Source organism: Duganella sp. Root336D2 (genome assembly GCF_001425005.1).
In the GTDB taxonomy this organism is placed as follows: domain Bacteria; phylum Pseudomonadota; class Gammaproteobacteria; order Burkholderiales; family Burkholderiaceae_D; genus Rugamonas.
The window spans coordinates 288,581-307,568 of sequence record NZ_LMDB01000037.1; the positions used below are offsets into that span (position 1 = coordinate 288,581).

14 protein-coding genes are annotated in these 18,988 nt (G+C 65.0%); all 14 read left to right on the forward strand.

Going from position 1 to position 18,988, the window contains the following annotated elements:
- Window positions 1-4: 4 nt before the first annotated feature.
- The 14 genes from ASD07_RS25740 to ASD07_RS25800 all read left to right on the forward strand — a co-directional run bounded on the left by ASD07_RS25740 (window position 5) and on the right by ASD07_RS25800 (window position 18,986).
- Complete coding sequence (locus ASD07_RS25740; protein ID WP_055937552.1) at window positions 5-424, forward strand: biopolymer transporter ExbD; 420 nt, start codon at window positions 5-7, stop codon at window positions 422-424.
- Window positions 424-1,479 (forward strand): tetraacyldisaccharide 4'-kinase, encoded by a 1,056-nt coding sequence (lpxK, locus tag ASD07_RS25745; protein ID WP_055937201.1) that lies wholly within the window; start codon window positions 424-426, stop codon window positions 1,477-1,479. The genes ASD07_RS25740 and lpxK overlap by 1 nt, the downstream gene beginning before the upstream one ends.
- A complete protein-coding gene (locus ASD07_RS30460) occupies window positions 1,460-1,636 on the forward strand; it encodes a Trm112 family protein (protein WP_082507565.1) in 177 nt (58 codons plus the stop codon). Before lpxK ends, ASD07_RS30460 begins: the two co-directional genes overlap by 20 nt.
- A 3-nt stretch (window positions 1,637-1,639) precedes the next feature.
- Window positions 1,640-2,398, forward strand: coding sequence for a 3-deoxy-manno-octulosonate cytidylyltransferase (gene kdsB / locus ASD07_RS25750; RefSeq protein ID WP_055937203.1), 759 nt, complete (start codon window positions 1,640-1,642; stop codon window positions 2,396-2,398).
- Between the two features lie 78 nt (window positions 2,399-2,476).
- On the forward strand, window positions 2,477-3,133 hold the full coding sequence (gene adk / locus ASD07_RS25755; protein WP_055937206.1) for an adenylate kinase: 657 nt from the start codon (window positions 2,477-2,479) through the stop codon (window positions 3,131-3,133).
- Window positions 3,134-3,290: 157 nt separating this feature from the next.
- Window positions 3,291-5,498 (forward strand): sodium-translocating pyrophosphatase, encoded by a 2,208-nt coding sequence (locus tag ASD07_RS25760; RefSeq protein ID WP_055937209.1) that lies wholly within the window; start codon window positions 3,291-3,293, stop codon window positions 5,496-5,498.
- A 56-nt stretch (window positions 5,499-5,554) separates the two neighbouring features.
- Window positions 5,555-6,043, forward strand: a complete 489-nt coding sequence (locus ASD07_RS25765; RefSeq protein ID WP_055937214.1) for a hypothetical protein — start codon at window positions 5,555-5,557, stop codon at window positions 6,041-6,043.
- 63 nt (window positions 6,044-6,106) lie between these two features.
- Window positions 6,107-6,868 carry a 3-hydroxyacyl-CoA dehydrogenase gene (locus ASD07_RS25770; RefSeq protein ID WP_055937216.1) on the forward strand — a complete coding sequence of 254 codons (762 nt, stop codon included), beginning with the start codon at window positions 6,107-6,109 and terminating at the stop codon, window positions 6,866-6,868.
- Between the two features lie 39 nt (window positions 6,869-6,907).
- Entirely contained in the window at window positions 6,908-8,656 is a 1,749-nt protein-coding gene (gene ggt, locus ASD07_RS25775; protein WP_055937218.1) for a gamma-glutamyltransferase, read from the forward strand.
- A 75-nt stretch (window positions 8,657-8,731) separates the two neighbouring features.
- Window positions 8,732-9,901 carry a patatin-like phospholipase family protein gene (locus tag ASD07_RS25780; protein ID WP_055937221.1) on the forward strand — a complete coding sequence of 390 codons (1,170 nt, stop codon included), beginning with the start codon at window positions 8,732-8,734 and terminating at the stop codon, window positions 9,899-9,901.
- A gap of 58 nt (window positions 9,902-9,959) precedes the next feature.
- The gene (locus ASD07_RS25785; protein WP_229207288.1) at window positions 9,960-14,138 is read left to right on the forward strand and encodes a hybrid sensor histidine kinase/response regulator; all 4,179 of its coding nucleotides are present in this window, start codon (window positions 9,960-9,962) and stop codon (window positions 14,136-14,138) included.
- A gap of 18 nt (window positions 14,139-14,156) precedes the next feature.
- Window positions 14,157-14,864 carry a response regulator gene (locus ASD07_RS25790; protein WP_055937224.1) on the forward strand — a complete coding sequence of 236 codons (708 nt, stop codon included), beginning with the start codon at window positions 14,157-14,159 and terminating at the stop codon, window positions 14,862-14,864.
- Between the two features lie 88 nt (window positions 14,865-14,952).
- Entirely contained in the window at window positions 14,953-16,596 is a 1,644-nt protein-coding gene (locus ASD07_RS25795) for an AMP-binding protein (protein ID WP_055937227.1), read from the forward strand.
- Window positions 16,597-16,604: 8 nt separating this feature from the next.
- Window positions 16,605-18,986 carry a bifunctional salicylyl-CoA 5-hydroxylase/oxidoreductase gene (locus ASD07_RS25800; RefSeq protein ID WP_055937230.1) on the forward strand — a complete coding sequence of 794 codons (2,382 nt, stop codon included), beginning with the start codon at window positions 16,605-16,607 and terminating at the stop codon, window positions 18,984-18,986.
- The last annotated feature ends 2 nt before the right edge of the window (window positions 18,987-18,988 follow it).

Below are 18,988 nucleotides of genomic sequence, written 5' to 3' on the forward strand. Positions count from 1 at the left end.
GGCGATGAATTTCCGCCGCGGCCAGAAGCGCGAAGATCCCGAGATCAACCTGATCCCGTTTATCGACGTGCTGCTGGTGATCCTGATCTTCCTGATGATCACCACCACTTACAGCAAGTTCACCGAGCTGAAAATCACTTTGCCGACCGCCGAGGCGGAAAAGACGGTGGAGCAGCCGAATGACCTGAACGTGACGGTGGATGCCAAGGGCAACTACACCATCAACGGCACGCCGGTGGCGTTCCATGACGTAGCCGGCCTGGCCGAGCAGATGAAGACCGCTGCCAAGGACGCCAACCCGATCGTCAAGATCAACGCCGACCAGTTCGCGATGCACCAGATGGTGATCAACGTGATGGAAGCGGCGCGGGTGGCTGGCTTTGAGCGCGTGACCTTCGAGGCGCAGACGGCCCAGGCCAGGTAATGGCCACTTCCCTCGAGACGACCTTTTCGCGCGAGTGGCTGCGGCGGGGCGCTCTGGCATGCGCGCTCTGGCCCTTGTCCCTGCTGTTCCGGGGACTGGCTGCCCTGCGCCGCGGTCTGTATGCGGTTGGCGTCTCGCACGCCGAGCGCTTGCCGGTACCGGTCGTCGTCGTGGGAAATATCTTTATTGGCGGCACGGGCAAGACGCCGCTGACCATCTGGCTGGTGGATGCACTGCGCGCAGCCGGTTTCCGGCCGGGCGTTGTTTCGCGCGGGTTTGGCAGCAAGGATGCCGCGCCGCGCGAAGTGAGCGCCGGGTCGACGCCTGCCGAGGTGGGCGACGAGCCGGTCCTGATTGCAGCCCGTAGCGGCTGCCCGGTCTTCGTTGGCCGTGCACGTGCGGCGGCGGGCAAGGCGCTGCTTGCGGCCCATCCCGAAGTCAACGTTATCGTCACGGACGACGGCTTGCAGCATTACGCGTTGGTGCGCGACGTCGAAATCGTGCTGTTTGACGGCCGTGGCGCCGGTAATGGCTGGACCTTGCCGGCAGGGCCGCTGCGCGAAGCGCCGTCCCGCAAACGCGATTTCACCGTGGTCAATGCACCGGAATTGCCGGCGCAGCTGTGCGCCGACGTCGCGCCTTCGGGCGTGCAGGCGGGGTCTCCGTGGCAGATGCGCCTTGCGGGCGACGTTGCCGAGCGGCTCACCGAGCGCAGCGAGCGCATGACTCTGGCCGAGCTGGCGCAACGCACCGAAGCGCGCGTGGCCGCTGCGGCAGGCATCGGCAATCCTGGCCGATTCTTCGCCATGCTGCGCAGCGCAGGACTCAAGCCGCAGGAGCTGCCGCTGCCCGACCATCACGACTTTAAAGACCGTCCTTTCGCCAAAATCGAGGCCGACTTTATCCTGGTGACGGAGAAGGATGCAGTAAAATGCTGGCAAATTGAAGAATTACGCAACGATCCAAGAATCTGGGTCGTTCCAGTCAGCGCCCGTATCGACGCGGCGCTGGCCGATCAAATTGTGGAGAAACTACGTGGACGCACGCCTGCTTGATATCCTGGTCTGCCCTGTGTGCAAGGGCCCTCTGGAGTACGACAAAAAAGCCCAGGAAATGATTTGCAAAGGCGATCGCCTGGCATACCCGATTCGCGACGGCATCCCGATCATGTGGGCCGACGAGGCGCGCTCCCTGCCAGACACCACGGAGTAAACGGTGTCCTTTATCGTCATCATCCCGGCCCGCCTGGCCTCGACCCGCCTGCCCAACAAGCCCCTGGCCGACCTGGGCGGCAAGCCGATGGTGGTGCGCGTCGCCGAACGCGCCAGGGAAGCCGGTGCTGCCCGCATCGTGGTGGCTACCGATCACACCTCTATTAAAGGCGCCTGCGAACAGCACGGCATCGAAGCCTTCATGACCCGCGCCGACCACCCGTCGGGCACCGACCGCATCGCCGAAGTCGCGCGTGCCATGAATTTGCCGATGGATGCCGTAGTGGTCAACCTGCAGGGCGACGAGCCCCTGATCGACCCGCAACTGCTGCAAGCTGCAGCTGCCCGCATCGGCGTTGACGTGCCGATGTCTACCTGCGCCCACCCGCTGCACGATGCAGCCGACGCCTTCAACCCGAACGTGGTGAAGGTGGTGCTGGACAAGCAGGGCCGCGCACTGTATTTCAGCCGTGCCACCATCCCGTGGCACCGCGATGCCTTCGCCCAGGACAAGTCGGCCCTGCCGGCCGGCTACGTCCCGCTGCGCCATATCGGCCTTTACGCCTATCGAAACGACTTCCTGCAAGCCTACCCGGCGCTGGAAGTGTCGCCGCTGGAGGGGATTGAAGCCCTGGAGCAGCTGCGCGTGCTGTGGCATGGATACCCCATTGCCGTACACGTGACCGATTCCGCCCCGGCCGCTGGCGTGGATACCCCGGAAGACCTGGCGCGTGTGCAGGCACTCTACAAAAGTGGCGGATAAGCCAACTTTTGTGGTAAGTTTCTAGCAAGGTGGCTAAGGCATCATCAAAAATTATTATTAAATCGTTTAGGAACATTCATGCGTCTCATTCTGTTAGGAGCTCCAGGAGCCGGTAAGGGCACCCAGGCCAACTTCATCAAGGAAAAGTACAACATCCCGCAGATTTCCACCGGCGACATGCTGCGTGCCGCAATCAAGGAAGGTACTGAAATGGGCCTGGCCGCCAAGAAAGTAATGGACGCGGGCCAGCTGGTTTCCGACGACATCATCATCGGCCTGGTGAAAGACCGCCTGAAAGCAGCGGATTGCGCCAACGGCTACCTGTTTGACGGCTTCCCGCGCACCACCGCGCAAGCCGACGCGATGAAGGACGCAGGCGTCAAAATCGACTACGTCCTCGAGATCGCCGTGCCGGACGACCAGATCGTCGAACGCATGAGCGGCCGCCGCAGCCACCCGGCTTCGGGCCGTGTGTACCACGTCAAATTCAATCCACCTAAAGTCGAAGGCAAGGACGATGTCACCGGCGAAGACCTGGTGCAGCGTGACGACGACAAGGAAGAAACCGTCAAGAAACGCCTGGACGTCTACCACAACCAGACCGAAGTCCTGCTCGGCTACTACGGCGAGTGGGCCAAATCGGGCCAGCCTGGTGCGCCTAAATATCGCAAGATCGAAGGCGTTGGTCCAGTTGACGAGATCCGCGACCGTGCGTTCGCGGCCCTGAACAGCTAAAACTCAATGAAAAGCGGGCCAAGTGCCCGCTTTTTTGAACCGGCTTGCCGGTTTAGCGGCCCCCTGGCCGTGAAGTGTCAAAGTTTCGCAGTACGTAGTTCGGTCGTACCGAGTTCGTTTTGTAGCTTTTGATTCTAATAACGTAAGGGGGCTATTTATGGCAGCAAGTTTGTGGTTCGCGATTGCGTGTGGCGTGCTCGCGGTTGTGTATGGGCTGTGGGCGCGCAGCTGGATTCTTCGGCAGGACGCGGGCAATGCCCGCATGCAGGAAATCGCGACAGCCATCCAGCAGGGTGCTGCGGCCTACCTGGCCCGCCAGTACCGCACCATCGCCATTGTCGGCGTTGTCCTGCTGGTAGCCATCGGGGCGGCGATCGACATGAAGACCGCCATCGGCTTCCTTCTTGGCGCCGTGCTTTCCGGCGCTTGCGGCTTTATCGGCATGAACGTGTCGGTACGGGCCAATGTGCGTACCGCGCAGGCTGCGTCGGTGGGCATGAACGAGGCGCTGAATGTCGCCTTCAAGGGCGGCGCCATCACCGGCATGCTGGTGGTCGGCCTGGGCCTGCTGGGCGTGGCCGGTTTCTACTGGGTCCTCACCGTGATGGGCGCTCCGTCTGCGCCTGCCCCGTCGCTCAATGTGCATGAAGTGCTGAAGCCGATGATCGGCCTGGCCTTCGGTGCTTCCCTGATCTCTATCTTCGCCCGCCTGGGCGGCGGCATCTTCACCAAGGGCGCCGACGTCGGCGCCGACCTGGTGGGCAAGGTGGAGGCGGGCATTCCCGAGGATGATCCGCGCAATCCCGCGGTGATCGCCGACAACGTGGGCGACAACGTGGGCGACTGCGCCGGCATGGCGGCCGACCTGTTCGAAACCTATGTGGTGACCCTGATCGCGACCATGCTGCTTGGTGCGCTGATGATCACCAGCGCGCCGGCGCAGGCGGCTATCTATCCGATGCTGCTTGGTGCGGTGTCCATCATCGGTTCCATCATCGGCTGCTCGATGGTCAAGGCGAAGCCGGGCAAGAAGATCATGTCCGCGCTGTACACCGGCTTGTGGTGGGCTGCCGGCCTGTCCCTGATCGGCTTCGTGGTCGTGACCTGGATGGTGTGGCCTGACGACGACATGCGCTACAAGATGCTGGGCGCGACCGTGGTGGGCATCGTGCTGACCGGGCTGATGGTCTATATCACGGAGTTCTATACCGGCACCGAATTTACGCCGGTGCGCCATATCGCGGAAGCTTCCACCACGGGCCACGGCACCAATATCATCGCGGGCCTGGGCGTGTCGATGAAGTCCACCGCCTGGCCGGTGCTGGCCGTCTGCGTGGCGATCCTGGTTTCCTTCAAACTGGCCGGCCTGTACGGCATTGCGATTGCAGCGACCTCCATGCTGTCGATGGCCGGCATCGTGGTGGCGCTGGACGCCTACGGTCCGATCACCGACAACGCCGGCGGCATCGCCGAAATGTCGGGCATGCCCGATTCCGTGCGCGCCATCACCGACCCGCTGGATGCGGTGGGCAATACCACCAAGGCCGTGACCAAGGGCTATGCGATCGGTTCCGCCGGCCTGGCGGCGCTGGTGCTGTTCGCCGACTATACCCACGCGCTGGAGTCGCGCAACATGTCGATGACGTTCGACCTGTCCGACCCGATGGTGATCGTGGGCCTGTTCATCGGCGGCCTGATTCCCTACCTGTTCGGCGCCATGGCAATGGAGGCGGTAGGCCGCGCCGCCGGTGCGGTGGTGGTGGAAGTGCGCCGCCAGTTCCGCGACATCAAGGGCATCATGGACGGCAGCGGCAAGCCGCAGTACGACAAGGCGGTCGACATGCTGACCGCTTCCGCCATCAAGGAAATGATCGCGCCTTCGCTGCTCCCGGTGCTGGTGCCGATCCTGGTCGGCATGCTGCTCGGCCCGCGCGCGCTGGGCGGCCTGCTGATGGGTACCATCATCACCGGCCTGTTCGTGGCAATCTCGATGACCACCGGCGGCGGCGCCTGGGATAACGCGAAAAAGTATATCGAGGACGGCAACCACGGCGGCAAGGGCTCCGACGCGCACAAGGCGGCGGTGACCGGCGATACCGTGGGCGACCCGTACAAGGATACCGCCGGCCCGGCCGTCAACCCGCTGATCAAGATCATCAACATCGTGGCGCTGCTGCTGGTGCCGCTGCTGCCGGCCACGGGCATCCTGTCGGTGACCATGGCGCCGATGCAGGCGCAGCAACAGGTGGTGGCCCCGGCTTCGGCTGCGGCGCCGCAGGTTGCGGCGCCGGTTGTGGCGCCGATTGTGGCGCCAGCGGCGGCCGAGGTACCGGCGCAAGCGGGCGAGGCCCCGGCGGCCAGGTAAGCCGCGCCGCTTCCGCCTTGCGCGGCGTATGATGGCTGTACGCTGCGGAGGGCATCATGAATTTTCCACTCCTGCTGGCGCTGGCCGCCGGGCTGTCCGGCCCGGCCGCTGGCACCGAATCCCTTGAAGACTACCGGCGTTTGCCGGAGTGCCGGCTCAGCGCCGACGGCAAGCACCTGCTGCGGGAGCCTTGCCGTACCGCGCCTGCCCGCAAGAATATGCCGCGCCGGCCGGTGCCGATGACAGTCACGCCCACCCCGCGCATCGCGCCGGCGCCCGACCCCTCCCTGACCTGGGCGCCCATGCTCAGCAAACGCGATCCGCATGCGCCTCCAACAGCCATCGCTCAACTGCCGCGGGCAGGCCAGCCCTCACTGCCGCCGGCGACGCCGCTGCCCGGTCCCAGCATGCCGATCCCGGTGCAGTGCGATGCCGGCGGCTGCCGCGACGCCAGCGGCACCTATTACCACGGGCCGCCGGGGCAGGTCATCAGCCCGGGCGGAAAAGTGTGTTCCCAGAGCGGCGGATGGATGACTTGCTACTGAATTCGGCTACAATACGCCTCGATTGACGTTTACGTAACGTAAAGTGAATAGGGGAGACAAAGCATGCAAATCAAGGACCAAGTATTCATCATTACCGGCGGCGCATCGGGCCTGGGCGCGGCGACCGCGCGCATGATCGTCGACAACGGCGGCAAAGTCGTGCTGGCGGACGTGCAGGTGGAAGCGGGCGAAAAGCTGGCCGCTGAACTGGGCGCAGCCAAATTCGTCAAATGCGACGTCACGTCGGAAGCGGACGGCCTGGCCGTGGTGGCTGCGGCGACCGCCATGGGCACCTTGCGCGGCCTGGTCAACTGCGCCGGCGTGGCGCCTGCCATCAAGACTGTGGGCAAGGATGGCCCGCATCCGCTGGACTCCTTCGCGCGCACCGTCAGCATCAACCTGATCGGCACCTTCAATATGTGCCGCCTGGCTGCCGACGCCATGGGCAAGACCGAGGCGGCGGAGTGGGGCGAGCGCGGTGTGATCATCAATACCGCGTCGGTGGCCGCATTTGATGGCCAGATCGGCCAGGCGGCCTATGGCGCGTCCAAGGCCGGTGTGGCGGGCATGACGCTGCCGATGGCGCGCGACCTGTCGCGTTCCGGCATTCGTGTGATGACCATTGCGCCGGGTATCTTCGAGACCCCGATGCTGCTGGGCATGCCGCAGGAAGTGCAGGATGCGCTGGGCAAGATGGTGCCGTTCCCGCCGCGCCTGGGCAAGCCGTTCGAATATGCTTCGCTGGCGAAGTCCATTATCGAAAATACCATGCTGAATGGTGAGACGATCCGCCTGGATGGGGCGATCCGCATGCAGCCGAAGTAAGCTCGGCAAGGCGAGGGCGAATTGGTGTAGCATTTAGAAATGAAAGCCATTGCCCTCGCCCTCGCAGCGCTCTGCTGCACCAGTCTCCCGCTCCACGCCCAAGACAACCGCGCTCCTGAAATTGCCACCGGCTGGCAGGAGAAAGCCGGGTGGTCCGCGCAAAAATTCATGGTCGCCGCAGCCAACCCGCTGGCCACCGAAGCCGGCTACCAGATGCTGAAACAGGGCGGCTCCGCCGTCGACGCCGCCATCGCCACCCAGCTGGTACTGACCCTGGTCGAGCCGCAATCCTCCGGCATCGGCGGCGGCGCCTTCATGATGCATTGGGACGGCAAGAAAGTCCGCTCCTTCGACGGCCGCGAAACCGCGCCCGCAGTCGCCACCGAAACGCTGTTCCAGGACGCCAGCGGCAAGCCGTTGCCGCGCGCGGATGGCGTCGTCGGCGGCCGTTCGGTCGGCGCGCCCGGTGTGCTGCGCATGCTGGAACTGGCGCACAAGGAGTATGGCAAGCTGGCCTGGCCCAAGCTGTTCGCGCCTGCCATCAAGCTGGCCGAGGACGGCTTTGCAGTCAGCCCGCGCCTGAACGCTTTGCTGACCAGCGAACGCTACCTGCAGCGCGACCCGGTCGCTGCCGCCTATTTCTTCGATAAGGACAAGAAGCCCTGGCCCGTCGGCCACGTCCTGAAAAATCCGGCCCTGGCCAAGACGCTGCGTGAGATTGCCGCTGAAGGCGCCGATGCTTTCTACCGCGGCCACATCGCACGCGACATCGCCGCCAAAGTGCAGGGCCATCCGAGCAATCCCGGCGGCCTGACGGCAGCCGATATCGCCGGCTACAAGGCGAAGGAACGCGAGCCGCTGTGCGCCGACTACCGCGTCTACACGGTTTGCGGCATGCCGCCGCCATCGTCCGGCGGCGTGGCGATCGCACAGATCCTCGGCATCCTGGAAAACAGCAGGATCGGCGACTACGCGCCGGTCAACGGCGTGATCACGGCCGACGCCATCCACCTGATGTCGGAAGCCGAGCGCCTGGCCTACGCGGACCGCAACCGCTACGTGGCCGACACCGACTTCGTGCCGCTGCCCGGCAAGGGCGCCAGCGGCCTGCTGGATAAATCCTACCTGCGCCAGCGCGCCACCCTGATCGGCGAGCGGTCGATGGGCCGCGCCCGCGCCGGCGTGCCGGCCGAAGTCAAAGTGGCCTGGGGCGACGATACCGCGCTGGACAAACCATCCACCTCGCACCTGGTGGTGGTGGACGGCTTTGGCAACGGTATCTCGATGACGACATCGGTGGAAGACGCCTTCGGCTCGCGCCAGATGGTGGACGGCTTCCTGCTGAACAACCAGCTGACCGATTTCTCGTGGGATTCGGCCGATGAAAACGGCCCGGTCGCCAACCGCGTGCAGCCGGGCAAGCGCCCGCGCAGTTCGATGTCGCCGACCCTGGTGTTCGACAAACAGACGGGGAAACTGGTGCTGGCTGCCGGTTCGCCGGGCGGCTCGACCATCATCAACTACGTGGCCAAGGTGCTGGTCGGCACGCTGGATTGGAAACTGAACGTGCAGCAGTCCATCAGCCTGCCCAATTTCGGCAGCCGCAATGGCCCGACCGAGGTTGAAGCGGGCAGGGTGCCGGCTGAAGTGGTGGAGCAGCTGAAAGCGCGCGGCCACGAAGTGCGCCAGGTCGAAATGAACTCGGGCCTGCAAGGCTTGCAGCGCACGCCGGCGGGCTGGTTCGGCGGCGCCGATCCGCGCCGCGAAGGCATCGTGCGCGGCGAGTGACGGGCGCGCGACAGGCTAAGGGCGGGCGGGGCGCCAGGCATTCCCGCCCCGCAGCCAGCATGTTACCCTTGATAAATGGGCATGAAAAAGAAAACGGGCTTGATCCTGACGGGCGGCGGCGCCCGTGCGGCTTACCAGATTGGTGTTTTGCAGGCGATCTCCGAAATCCTGTGGGAAGAGGGATGGCCGCCGGCACGTAATCCCTTCCAGATCATCTGCGGCACTTCGGCTGGCGCCATCAACGCTACCGCCCTGGCCTGCCGTGCCGACAACTTCGGCGAAGGCGTGCAGAAGCTGCTCGATGTGTGGAGCAATTTCGAAGCGAACCAGGTCTACCGCGCCGACTCGCTGGGCGTGCTGCGTTCCGGTGCGCGCTGGTTGTCGCTGCTCTCATTCGGCTGGCTGTTGCGAAAATGGCGGGCGACGCCGCCGCAGTCGCTGCTCGATAACACGCCGCTGGTGAATCTGCTGCACCGGATGCTGGACCTGCCGCGCCTCGACAACTGCCTGCAGGAGGGCCTGCTGCACGCGGTTGCCGTCACCGCCTCGTCCTACACCGGCGGCCAGCACATCACCTTCTACCAGACCGCCGCTGAAATCGCGCCCTGGGTGCGGATGCAGCGCGTGGCCATGCAGGACCAGATCGGCGTCGAGCATTTGCTGGCGTCGTCGGCGATTCCCTTCATCTTCCCGGCCACGCCGCTGTACATGGGCGGCCACCTGGAATTTTGCGGCGACGGTTCGATGCGCCAGCTGGCGCCGATTTCGCCGGCCATCCATCTTGGCGCGCAGAAGGTACTGGTAGTCGGTGCCGGCCGCCTGACCGAACCGCCGCGCCAGATGACGGAAACGCCGCGCTACCCAAGCCTGGCGCAGATTGCCGGCCACGCCATGTCCTCCATCTTCCTGGACGGGCTGGCGGTCGACATCGAGCGCCTGAACCGCGTCAACCAGACCCTGTCCGTGCTGCCGGAGGAGTTGCTGGCCAAGACCCCGCTGCGGCCAGTGGAACTGCTGGTGATTGCACCGTCGGAACGGCTGGACGACCTGGCGGCGCGCCATATCGGCAGCCTGCCGGCGCCGATCCGCACCATGCTGTCCGGGATCGGCGCCACCGAAGCGCGTGGCTCGGCGCTGGCGTCCTACCTGCTGTTTGAATCGAGCTACACCCAGGAGCTGATCCGCCTTGGCCAGCGCGATACCCAGGCGCGGCGAGCCGACGTCCTGGCATTTTTCGGGTCGTGATGGCGACAAATAGTAAAATGGCAGCTTTTGCCCCGCTTCTTCCTGGTTATTGACCCCTGTGGCTGGAAATGTACGTCGACTGATCACGCGCCTGGCCGCACTGGCACTGGCTTGCACGCTCGCCCTCCCGGCGCTGGCGGCGCCGCCGCGCACCCTGCGTTTCGAGCAGCTGGACGTGGACGACGGCCTGGCGCAGGAATCGGTGTTGGCGATTATGCAAGACCGCCAGGGCTTCATGTGGTTCGGCAGCCAGGCAGGCCTGAGCCGCTTCGACGGCTACAAGGTCACGGTCTACCGCAATATCGTGGGCGACCAGCGCAGCCTGGCCGAGAACTGGGTTGGCGTGCTGCACCTCGATCCGCGCGGGCGCATGTGGGTGGGCACCGACGGCGGTCTTGACCTGTTCGATCCCAAGACCCAGGCATTCACCCACCACCTGCCGCGCGAGCCGGAAAAGCGCGGCAGCGGCAACCGCCATATCAAGGCCATCATCGACGACGGCCGCGATGGCCTGTGGATCGGCACCGCCGACGGCCTGCAGCACTTCGATCCGGCTTCGGGCAAGTTCGTCATTTACCATCATGAACGCACCGAAGCGGACAGCCTGGGGCATGACCAGGTCAACGCGCTGGCGCGCGACAAGCAGGGCAGGCTGTGGGTTGCCACCTCGGCCGGCGTCGACATGCTGGAGGCCGGCGCGCGCAATTTCATCCACTATCCGCTGAAGGCAGCCGGCGCACGCGGCGCGCAGTCCTTGCTGGTGGACCGCGACCAGGTGCTATGGGTCGGCACGCAGAACGGCATCGAGCGCTGGACGCTGGACGGCAAGTATCCGCAGCGGCGCGTGCTGGGGGCGGCGGAAGGCCTGCCGCAGAGTACCGTCAAGCGCATCTACCAGGACCAGGACGGCACGCTATGGGTCGGCAGCCAGACCGGCGGCCTGTTCCGCTGGCGCCAGTCGGACGACCGTTTCGTGCAATACCGCCACCAGCAGGGCGACCCGCACAGCATTGCGGACAACTATGTGTTTTCGCTATTCCGCGACAACGTCGGCACCTTGTGGGTCGGCACCTGGTATCGCGGCGTCAGCCGGGTCGACCTGGGCAGCGGCGGCTTTGCGCGCCTGGTCAAGGATCCGGGCCAGCCGTTTACGCTGACTGACAACAAGGTGCGCGCCTTGCTCGACGCCGGCGACGGCAAGATCTGGGTCGGCAATAGCGATGGCCTGAATTACTACGACCCGGTGACCGGCAAGACCGTGCTGTATCGCACCGGTACCGGCAGCGACAGCATTGAGTTCCAGGTCACGGCCCTGATGCATGACCCGCGCGACCGTAACGTGCTGTGGGTCGGCAGCCGCAACGGCGTGCGCCGCTTCGATATCAAGGCGCGCCGCTTTGGTCCGCTGATGCTGTCGCACGGCGATCCGGAGAACGACGTGATCCGCTTCCTGTTCGGCGATCGCGAAGGCATGGTCTGGGCGTCCGCCCGCAACGGCCTGCACCGCATCGACCCGTCCAGCAATGGCGTGCTGACCTTCCGTCACGATCCGGCCGACGTCCACAGCCTGGCCGACAGCGTCTCGCGCCCGGTGCTGGAAGACCGGCGCGGCAATCTGTGGATCGGCACCTTCAATGGCCTTGACCTGCTGGACCGCAAGACCGGCCGCTTCACGCACTTCCGCAACAACCCGAACGACGCGGGCAGCTTGAGCCACAACGAGGTGCACTACCTGTTCGAGGACGACGACGGCATGCTGTGGATCGGCACCGCGGCAGGCTTGAACCGCATGGAGCGGCGCCCGGACGGCAGCGTGCACTTCCGCCGCTTCCTGCGCAAGGACGGCCTGGCCGACGATGCGATCGCCGGCATCCTGCCGGACCGTGGAAAGTACCTGTGGCTGTCCACCAATACCGGCATTTCCCGCCTCGACATGGGTAATGGCCAGGTGCGCAATTATTCGGGCGTGGACGGCACTATCGAGGGCGCCTATTTCGACGGCTCCGCCTTGCGCGCGGCCGATGGCACGCTGTACTTCGGCGGCTTTAACGGCATCACCGCATTCGATCCGCAGGAAGTGCGGGAAAACAGTTCGGCGCCGACCGCGGTGATCACCGATTTCCAGATCTTCAACAAGCCGGTGCGCCCGGGCCAGGGCGGCGCCAACAGGGGCGTGCTGCAGCAGGCCATCGAATACACCAGTTCCTTGTCGCTGCGCGAAGGCGACTCCGTATTCTCGCTGGAATTCGCGGCGCTGCACTACGCCGCGCCGCAGCGCAACCGCTTTGCCTACCAGCTGGTCGGCTTCGACAAGGACTGGGTGGTGACCGATGCGGGCAAGCGCTTCGCGACCTATACCAACCTCGACCCCGGCACCTACCAGTTCCGCGTCAAGGCAGCCAACAAGGACGGCATCTGGAACGACAATGCCGCCACGCTGGAAATCAATATCGCGCCGCCGTACTGGAAAACCTGGTGGTTCCGGCTTTGCATGCTGGTGGTGGCGATGGGCGGCGCCTGGGCCGCCTACCATATGCGCGTGCGTGCGCTGCGCAGCCAGCAGCTGCAGCTGGAAAAACAGGTCAGCTTGCGCACGGCCGAGGTGGAACTGAAAAACCAGCTGCTGCAGGAGCAGAAGCGCGAGCTGGAGCAGCGCGACAAGCACCTGTCGCTGGCCAAACAGCGGGCGGAAGACGCTACCCGCCAGAAGTCCGAATTCCTGGCCAATATGAGCCATGAAATGCGCACCCCGCTGGCCGGCGTGATCGGCATGCTGGGCTTCGCGCTGCGCGACAACGCGCTGGCCGAGCGCACGCGCGAACAGATCGAGCGCGGCCAGGGCAATGCGCAGTCGCTGCTGGGGATCATCAATGACCTGCTGGATTTCTCCAAGATCGAAGCCGGCAAGCTGCATATCGAAACGATCGACTTCGCGCTGGCCAGCATGGTGGAAAACGTGGTCAGCCTGTTCGCTGAACAGACCATGTCCAATATGGTCGGCTTCGAAGTCGACTTCGCGCCGGATCTGCCGGAATTCGTGGTCGGCGACCCGACCCGCCTGCGCCAGGTGCTGGTCAACCTGGTCGGCAACGCCTTCAAGTTCACTGAGCGCGGCAAGGTGTCGCTGCGGGTGGAGCGCGAGAGCAGCGGGCCGGAAGGGCACCGCATCCGCTTTGTGGTGGAAGATACCGGCATCGGCATTCCGCCGGACGCCTTGCCGCGCCTGTTCCAGAAGTTCGAACAGGGCGACACCACCACCACCCGCCGCTACGGCGGCACCGGCCTTGGTTTGGCGATCAGCAGCCAGCTGGTGGAATTGATGGGCGGCTCGATCGATGTGGTCAGTGCCCCGGGCGCCGGTTCCAGCTTCGCCTTTACCGTTCCGCTGCGCAACGGCGTGGCGCCGCCGCTGGCGCCGCATGTCGCGCGCGAGCCGCACTCGCATCAGCTGCGCGTGCTGTGTGCGGAAGACTTCCCGACCAACCAGATCATCGTACGCATGATGCTGGAAGACCTGGGGCATAAGGTCGATATCGCCGGCAACGGCGCGCTGGCGCTGGCCGCCTGCGCCCAGCAGCGCTATGACCTGATCCTGATGGACGGCCGCATGCCGGAAATGGACGGCTCCACTGCCACGCGCCTGATCCGTTCCGGCGGCCCGCGCGAAGCGCCGGTGCTGGATCCGCACCTGATGATCGTGGCCCTGACGGCCAACGCCAGCGACGAGGACCGCAGCCGCTACCTGGCGGCCGGCATGGATGATTTCCTGACCAAGCCGATCGACGAAGGCGCGCTGCACATGCAGCTCGAACGCGCTATCGAACGCCAGCTTGCGCGCGGCATGAAGCTGCCGCGGATGCGGGCCAGCAATGAAGAACGCCCTTCGGTGGCGGAGCTCGATGCCATGTTCGGCGTGTGCGACCTGCCGCCGCCGGCGCCGATGCCGGGCCAGGCCGGGCAAGCCCTCAAGCTGCGCCTGCGCGATGCCTTCATCGCCGACTTGCCGGGTCGCCTGCGCGAAATGGACCAGGCACTGGCTTCAGCCGATGCCGATGCGGCCGGGCGCCTGTTCCATGGCATGAAGGGCAGCGCCGCCTATCTGGACGAGGCCGAGCTGCATGCGCTGTGCGGTGAACTGGAACGCGCTGCGGATCGCGCCATGTGGCCGGCGATCCGCGAAAAGCTGCCGCGCCTGCGGCTGCTGCTGGAACACGTCGTATCCCCAACGCGTCACTAAAATAAAAGCGGAGAGAGAATGAAAGTATTGGTAGTCGACGACGATGTAGTCTCACGCATGGTGCTGATGCACCTGATCGATGGTTGCGGCAAGTTCGAAATCGTCGAAGCGGAGGATGGCGCCGACGCCTGGCAGCAACTGGAGGAAGGCGTGCGCCCGGGCATCGTCTTCTGCGACCTGCGCATGCCGCGCCTGTCCGGCATCGAGCTGCTGCAGCGCGTGCGCGGCCATGGCGACCTTGCCGAAGTGCCCTTCGTGCTGGTGTCTTCCGCCACCGACAAGGAAACAGTGCAGCAGGCCACCCTGGCCGGCGCCACCGGCTATATCGTCAAGCCGTTCCAGTCGGAGCAGGTGCGCGCCCACCTTGGCGCCTTCCTCGACCAGGCGGCCAACGGCTACGAGCACCGGGCGGAGGAGCCGGCAGCCACCCTGGTGCGGCTGGGGATTGCCGCCGACCGCCTGCTGGTCTACCTGACCGGTTTCCAGAACCAGCTGACTGCGGCCGGCAACGAGATCAATGCACTGCTGGCGCACGACGAGCAGGCCGAGGTTCGCGTGCGGCTGGAGCGCCTGCATACCGGCTGCGCCACGCTGGGCCTGTACGGCGCTGCAGCATCGCTGAAGCCGTTGATGGGCGGCCACACCAGCAACGAAGCCGTGCAGGCGGCGCTGACGGACGTGATCCGGGCGGTGCTGCACCAATCCTCGCTGGTACGCCAAAGCTGAACAAGCAGGCCTTGCGGTAAATATAGTTTAAGTTTAAAGTAGTCTGCACCGCAGGCTGTACTTTCAACTGAACCTTACCCAGGCGACCATGAACAGACCCACTGCAGCAGAACCGAGCGCGCATCTCGACCAGTTCGCGCGCCAGCACCTTCCCCCGGCTGACCAATGGCCGGACCTGGTGTTCGACCTCCCCGAGTTGCAGTATCCGGCGCGCCTGAACTGCGTGGCCGAGATCCTCGATAAGGCCGTCGCTGCCGGCGGCGGCGCGCGCCTGGCCCTGCGCGGCGACGGCATCAACTGGAGTTATGCGCAACTGCAGCAGCAGGTCGACCGTATCGTCAATGTGCTGCGCGGCCCAATGGGGCTGGTGCCCGGCAACCGGGTGCTGCTGCGCGGCGCCAACCACCCGGTGATGGCTGCTGCCGTGCTGGCGGTGCTCAAGGCCGGACTGATCGCCGTTCCCACCATGCCGCTGCTGCGCGCGCGTGAACTGGGCGTCATCATGCAGAAGTCGCAGGTGCAGGCGGTGCTGTGCGCCCATGCCCTGCGCGAAGAGATTGAAGCGGTGCCAAACCGTCCCGAACGTACCCTGTGGTTCAATGTGCCGGCCGATGCGCAGGCCGGCCTTGCGCCGGAACGCTCGCTTGATGCGCTGATGGCAGTGCAGCCTGCGAGCGCAGCGGCGTGTGACACCGCGGCCGACGACATCTGCCTGATCAGCTTCACCTCCGGCACCACCGGCGTCCCCAAAGGCACCATCCATTTCCAGCGCGACGTGCTGGCCATTTGCGACTGCTTCCCGCGCCATATCCTCAAGTCGGGCGCCGCTGACCTTTTCATCGGCACGCCGCCGCTGGCCTTTACCTTTGGGCTTGGGGGCCTGCTGCTATTCCCGCTGCGCGTGGGCGCCGCGGCTGTGCTGCTGGAAAAGCTGACGCCGGAAACGCTGCTGCAGGCGATCGAAAAATACAGTGCCACCATCTGTTTTACCGCGCCCACTTTCTACCGCCAGATGGCGGCCCTGGCCGGCAAGTACGACTTGTCCAGCCTGAAGAAGTCTGTCTCGGCCGGCGAAGCCTTGCCGGTGGCGACGCGCGAAGCCTGGCAGCAAGCCACAGGGCTGCGCATGATCGACGGCATTGGCGCGACAGAGATGCTGCATATCTTCATTTCCGCTGCCGGCGACGATATTCACCCGGGCGCCACCGGCAAGCCGATTCCCGGCTATCGCGCCTGCGTGCTCGATAACCAGGGCGCGCCGGTTGGCCCCGGCATCGTCGGCCGCCTGGCTGTGAAAGGGCCGACCGGCTGCCGCTACCTGGACGATCCGCGCCAGCGCGACTATGTCCTGAATGGCTGGAACCTGACCGGCGACGCCTATGAAATGGATGCGGACGGCTATTTTTTCTACCGCTCGCGCACCGACGACATGATCATCTCCGCAGGCTACAACATTGCCGGCCCCGAAGTGGAAGACGTCCTGCTGCGCCATGCTGCCGTGGCGGAATGCGGCGTGGTTGGCAAGCCCGATGAGGAGCGCGGGCAGATCGTGGAAGCGCATGTCGTGCTGAAGCCCGGTTTTGAAGCGTCGGCCGAAATGGCGGCGCAGCTGCAGGACTTCGTGAAGGAACAGATCGCACCGTACAAATACCCGCGTTCGATCCGCTTCCTGTCGTCGCTGCCGCGCACTGAAACCGGCAAGCTGCAGCGCTTCAAACTCCGTAGCACCTGAGGAATCGCATGAATATCGTTTGTATTGGCGGCGGCCCTGCCGGCCTGTATTTCGCCCTGCTGATGAAGAAGCAGGATCCGACGCACCGCATCGTCGTGGTGGAGCGCAACCGGCCTTACGATACTTTCGGCTGGGGCGTGGTGTTTTCCGACCAGACGCTGGGCAACCTGGTGGCGGCCGACGAGAAGACGGCGCGCGAGATCCTGCAGTCCTTCAACCATTGGGACGATATCGACGTATTCTTCAAAGGGCAGAAGGTCACTTCGGGCGGCCACGGTTTCTGCGGCATCGGCCGCAAACGCCTGCTGAATATCCTGCAGCAGCGCTGCGAAGAGCTGGGCGTGGAACTGGTGTTCGAGACCGATGTGCAGGACGACCAGGAGCTGGCGGCGCACTATGACGCCGACCTGGTGATTGCCTCGGACGGCCTGAATTCGCGCGTACGCACCCGCTACGAAGCGGCGTTCCAGCCGGTGATCGAAGCACGCCAGTGCCGCTTCGTGTGGCTGGGAACGACCCGGAAATTCGATGCCTTCACCTTCGACTTCCAGCAAACAGAGCACGGCTGGTTCCAGGCGCATATCTACCAGTACGACGGCGAGACCTCGACCTTCATCATCGAGACGCCGGAATCGGTGTGGCGCGCAGCCGGGCTGGATGACATGTCGCAGGAAGAAGCGCTGGCCTGGTGCGAGAAACTGTTCGCCGAGCGGCTGGACGGGCACAAGCTGATGTGCAATGCGGCCCACTTGCGCGGCTCGAACGTGTGGATCAAATTCCCGCGTATCGTGTGCCGGAACTGGGTGCACTGGAATGACGGCGTGCCGGTGGTCCTGATGGGCGATGCCGCGCACACCGCGCATTTCTCGATCGGATCCGGCACCAAACTGGCGCTGGAAGATGCGATCGAACTGGCGCGCTGCTTCGACACGCGCGGCAGCGTACGCGAGGCGCTGGACACCTACCAGGAGGTGCGAGCTGTCGAAGTGCTGAAGATCCAGAGCGCGGCCCGCAATTCGATGGAGTGGTTCGAGAACGTGCAGCGCTACACCGCCATGGAAGCGCCGCAGTTTGCTTACTCGATGCTGACCCGCAGCCAGCGCCTGTCGCATGAAAACCTGCGCGTGCGCGACAAGGGCTACGTGGCCGGCTTCGAGCGCTGGCAGGCCGAACGCGCTTTTGCGCAAGCCGGGCTTGCGGCGCCCGTGCTGCCTGCGGGGCGCTCGATTCCGCCCATGTTCACCCCCTACAAAGTGCGTGGCCTGGTCTTGAAGAATCGCATCATGGTGTCGCCGATGGCGCAGTACAGCGCTGTCGACGGCTGTGTCGGCGACTGGCACATGGCCCACCTGGGTGCGCGCGCGATGGGTGGCGCAGCACTGGTGATGGCGGAAATGACCTGCGTCTCCGCCGACGCCCGCATCACGCCATCCTGCCCCGGCATGTATGCTCCGGCCCACACGATGGCCTGGAAGCGTATCGTTGATTTCATCCACCAAAGCACGGACGCCAGGATTGGCCTGCAGCTTGGCCACGCCGGCGCCAAGGGCTCGACCCGCGCCATGTGGGACGGCATCGACCTGCCGCTGGATACAGGCAACTGGCCGCTGGTGGCGGCTTCGCAGCAGCAATACCTGGCAGGCGTGTCGCAAGTGGCGCGCACCGCGAGCGGGGAAGACATGCGCCGCATCGAAGCCGATTTCGTGCGCGCAACGCTGGCCGCGGAGGAGGCCGGATTCGACTGGCTTGAGCTGCACTGCGCGCACGGCTACCTGCTGTCATCCTTCATTTCGCCGCTGACCAATGAGCGCGGGGACGAGTACGGCGGCTCGCTGGAGAACCGCTGCCGCTTCCCTTTGCGTGTGTTTAAGGCCATGCGGGCTGCATGGCCGGCGCATAAGCCGATGAGCGTGCGCATTTCGGCGCATGACTGGGTGGAAGGCGGCATTACGCCGGATGATGCGGTACGGATTGCGCGCCTGTTCAAGCAGGCTGGCGCCGACATGATCGACTGTTCGTCGGGGCAGGTCAGCAAGCTCGAAAAGCCGGTTTTCGGCCGCATGTTCCAGACGCCGTTTGCGGACCGCGTGCGCAATGAAGCGGGGATTCCAACGATTGCGGTGGGCTCGATCTTCGAGGCCGACCATGCCAACGGCATCATCGCCGCAGGCCGTGCGGATCTTTGCGCGGTAGGGCGGCCGCATCTCGCGAATCCCGCCTGGACGCTGGGCGAGGCGGCCAGGCTTGGCTACACGCCCGTGACCTGGCCGAAGCAGTACCTGGCCGGCAAGCAGCAGCTTGAGCGCAACCTTGAACGGGAACGCCAGCAGGCAGCCGCCAGCGCCGGGCTGTCGCCGCAGCAGGTGGCGGCCAAATTGCTGGAGGGTTGAGT

Coding starts and splice junctions, on each gene's coding strand:
- ASD07_RS25795 (WP_055937227.1), top strand. CDS start 14,953: ATGAACAGACCCACTGCAGCAGAACCGAGCGCGCATCTCGACCAGTTC.
- ASD07_RS25790 (WP_055937224.1), top strand. CDS start 14,157: ATGAAAGTATTGGTAGTCGACGACGATGTAGTCTCACGCATGGTGCTG.
- ASD07_RS25740 (WP_055937552.1), top strand. CDS start 5: ATGAATTTCCGCCGCGGCCAGAAGCGCGAAGATCCCGAGATCAACCTG.
- ggt (WP_055937218.1), top strand. CDS start 6,908: ATGAAAGCCATTGCCCTCGCCCTCGCAGCGCTCTGCTGCACCAGTCTC.
- ASD07_RS25800 (WP_055937230.1), top strand. CDS start 16,605: ATGAATATCGTTTGTATTGGCGGCGGCCCTGCCGGCCTGTATTTCGCC.
- ASD07_RS25780 (WP_055937221.1), top strand. CDS start 8,732: ATGGGCATGAAAAAGAAAACGGGCTTGATCCTGACGGGCGGCGGCGCC.
- lpxK (WP_055937201.1), top strand. CDS start 424: ATGGCCACTTCCCTCGAGACGACCTTTTCGCGCGAGTGGCTGCGGCGG.
- adk (WP_055937206.1), top strand. CDS start 2,477: ATGCGTCTCATTCTGTTAGGAGCTCCAGGAGCCGGTAAGGGCACCCAG.
- ASD07_RS25770 (WP_055937216.1), top strand. CDS start 6,107: ATGCAAATCAAGGACCAAGTATTCATCATTACCGGCGGCGCATCGGGC.
- ASD07_RS25760 (WP_055937209.1), top strand. CDS start 3,291: ATGGCAGCAAGTTTGTGGTTCGCGATTGCGTGTGGCGTGCTCGCGGTT.
- ASD07_RS25765 (WP_055937214.1), top strand. CDS start 5,555: ATGAATTTTCCACTCCTGCTGGCGCTGGCCGCCGGGCTGTCCGGCCCG.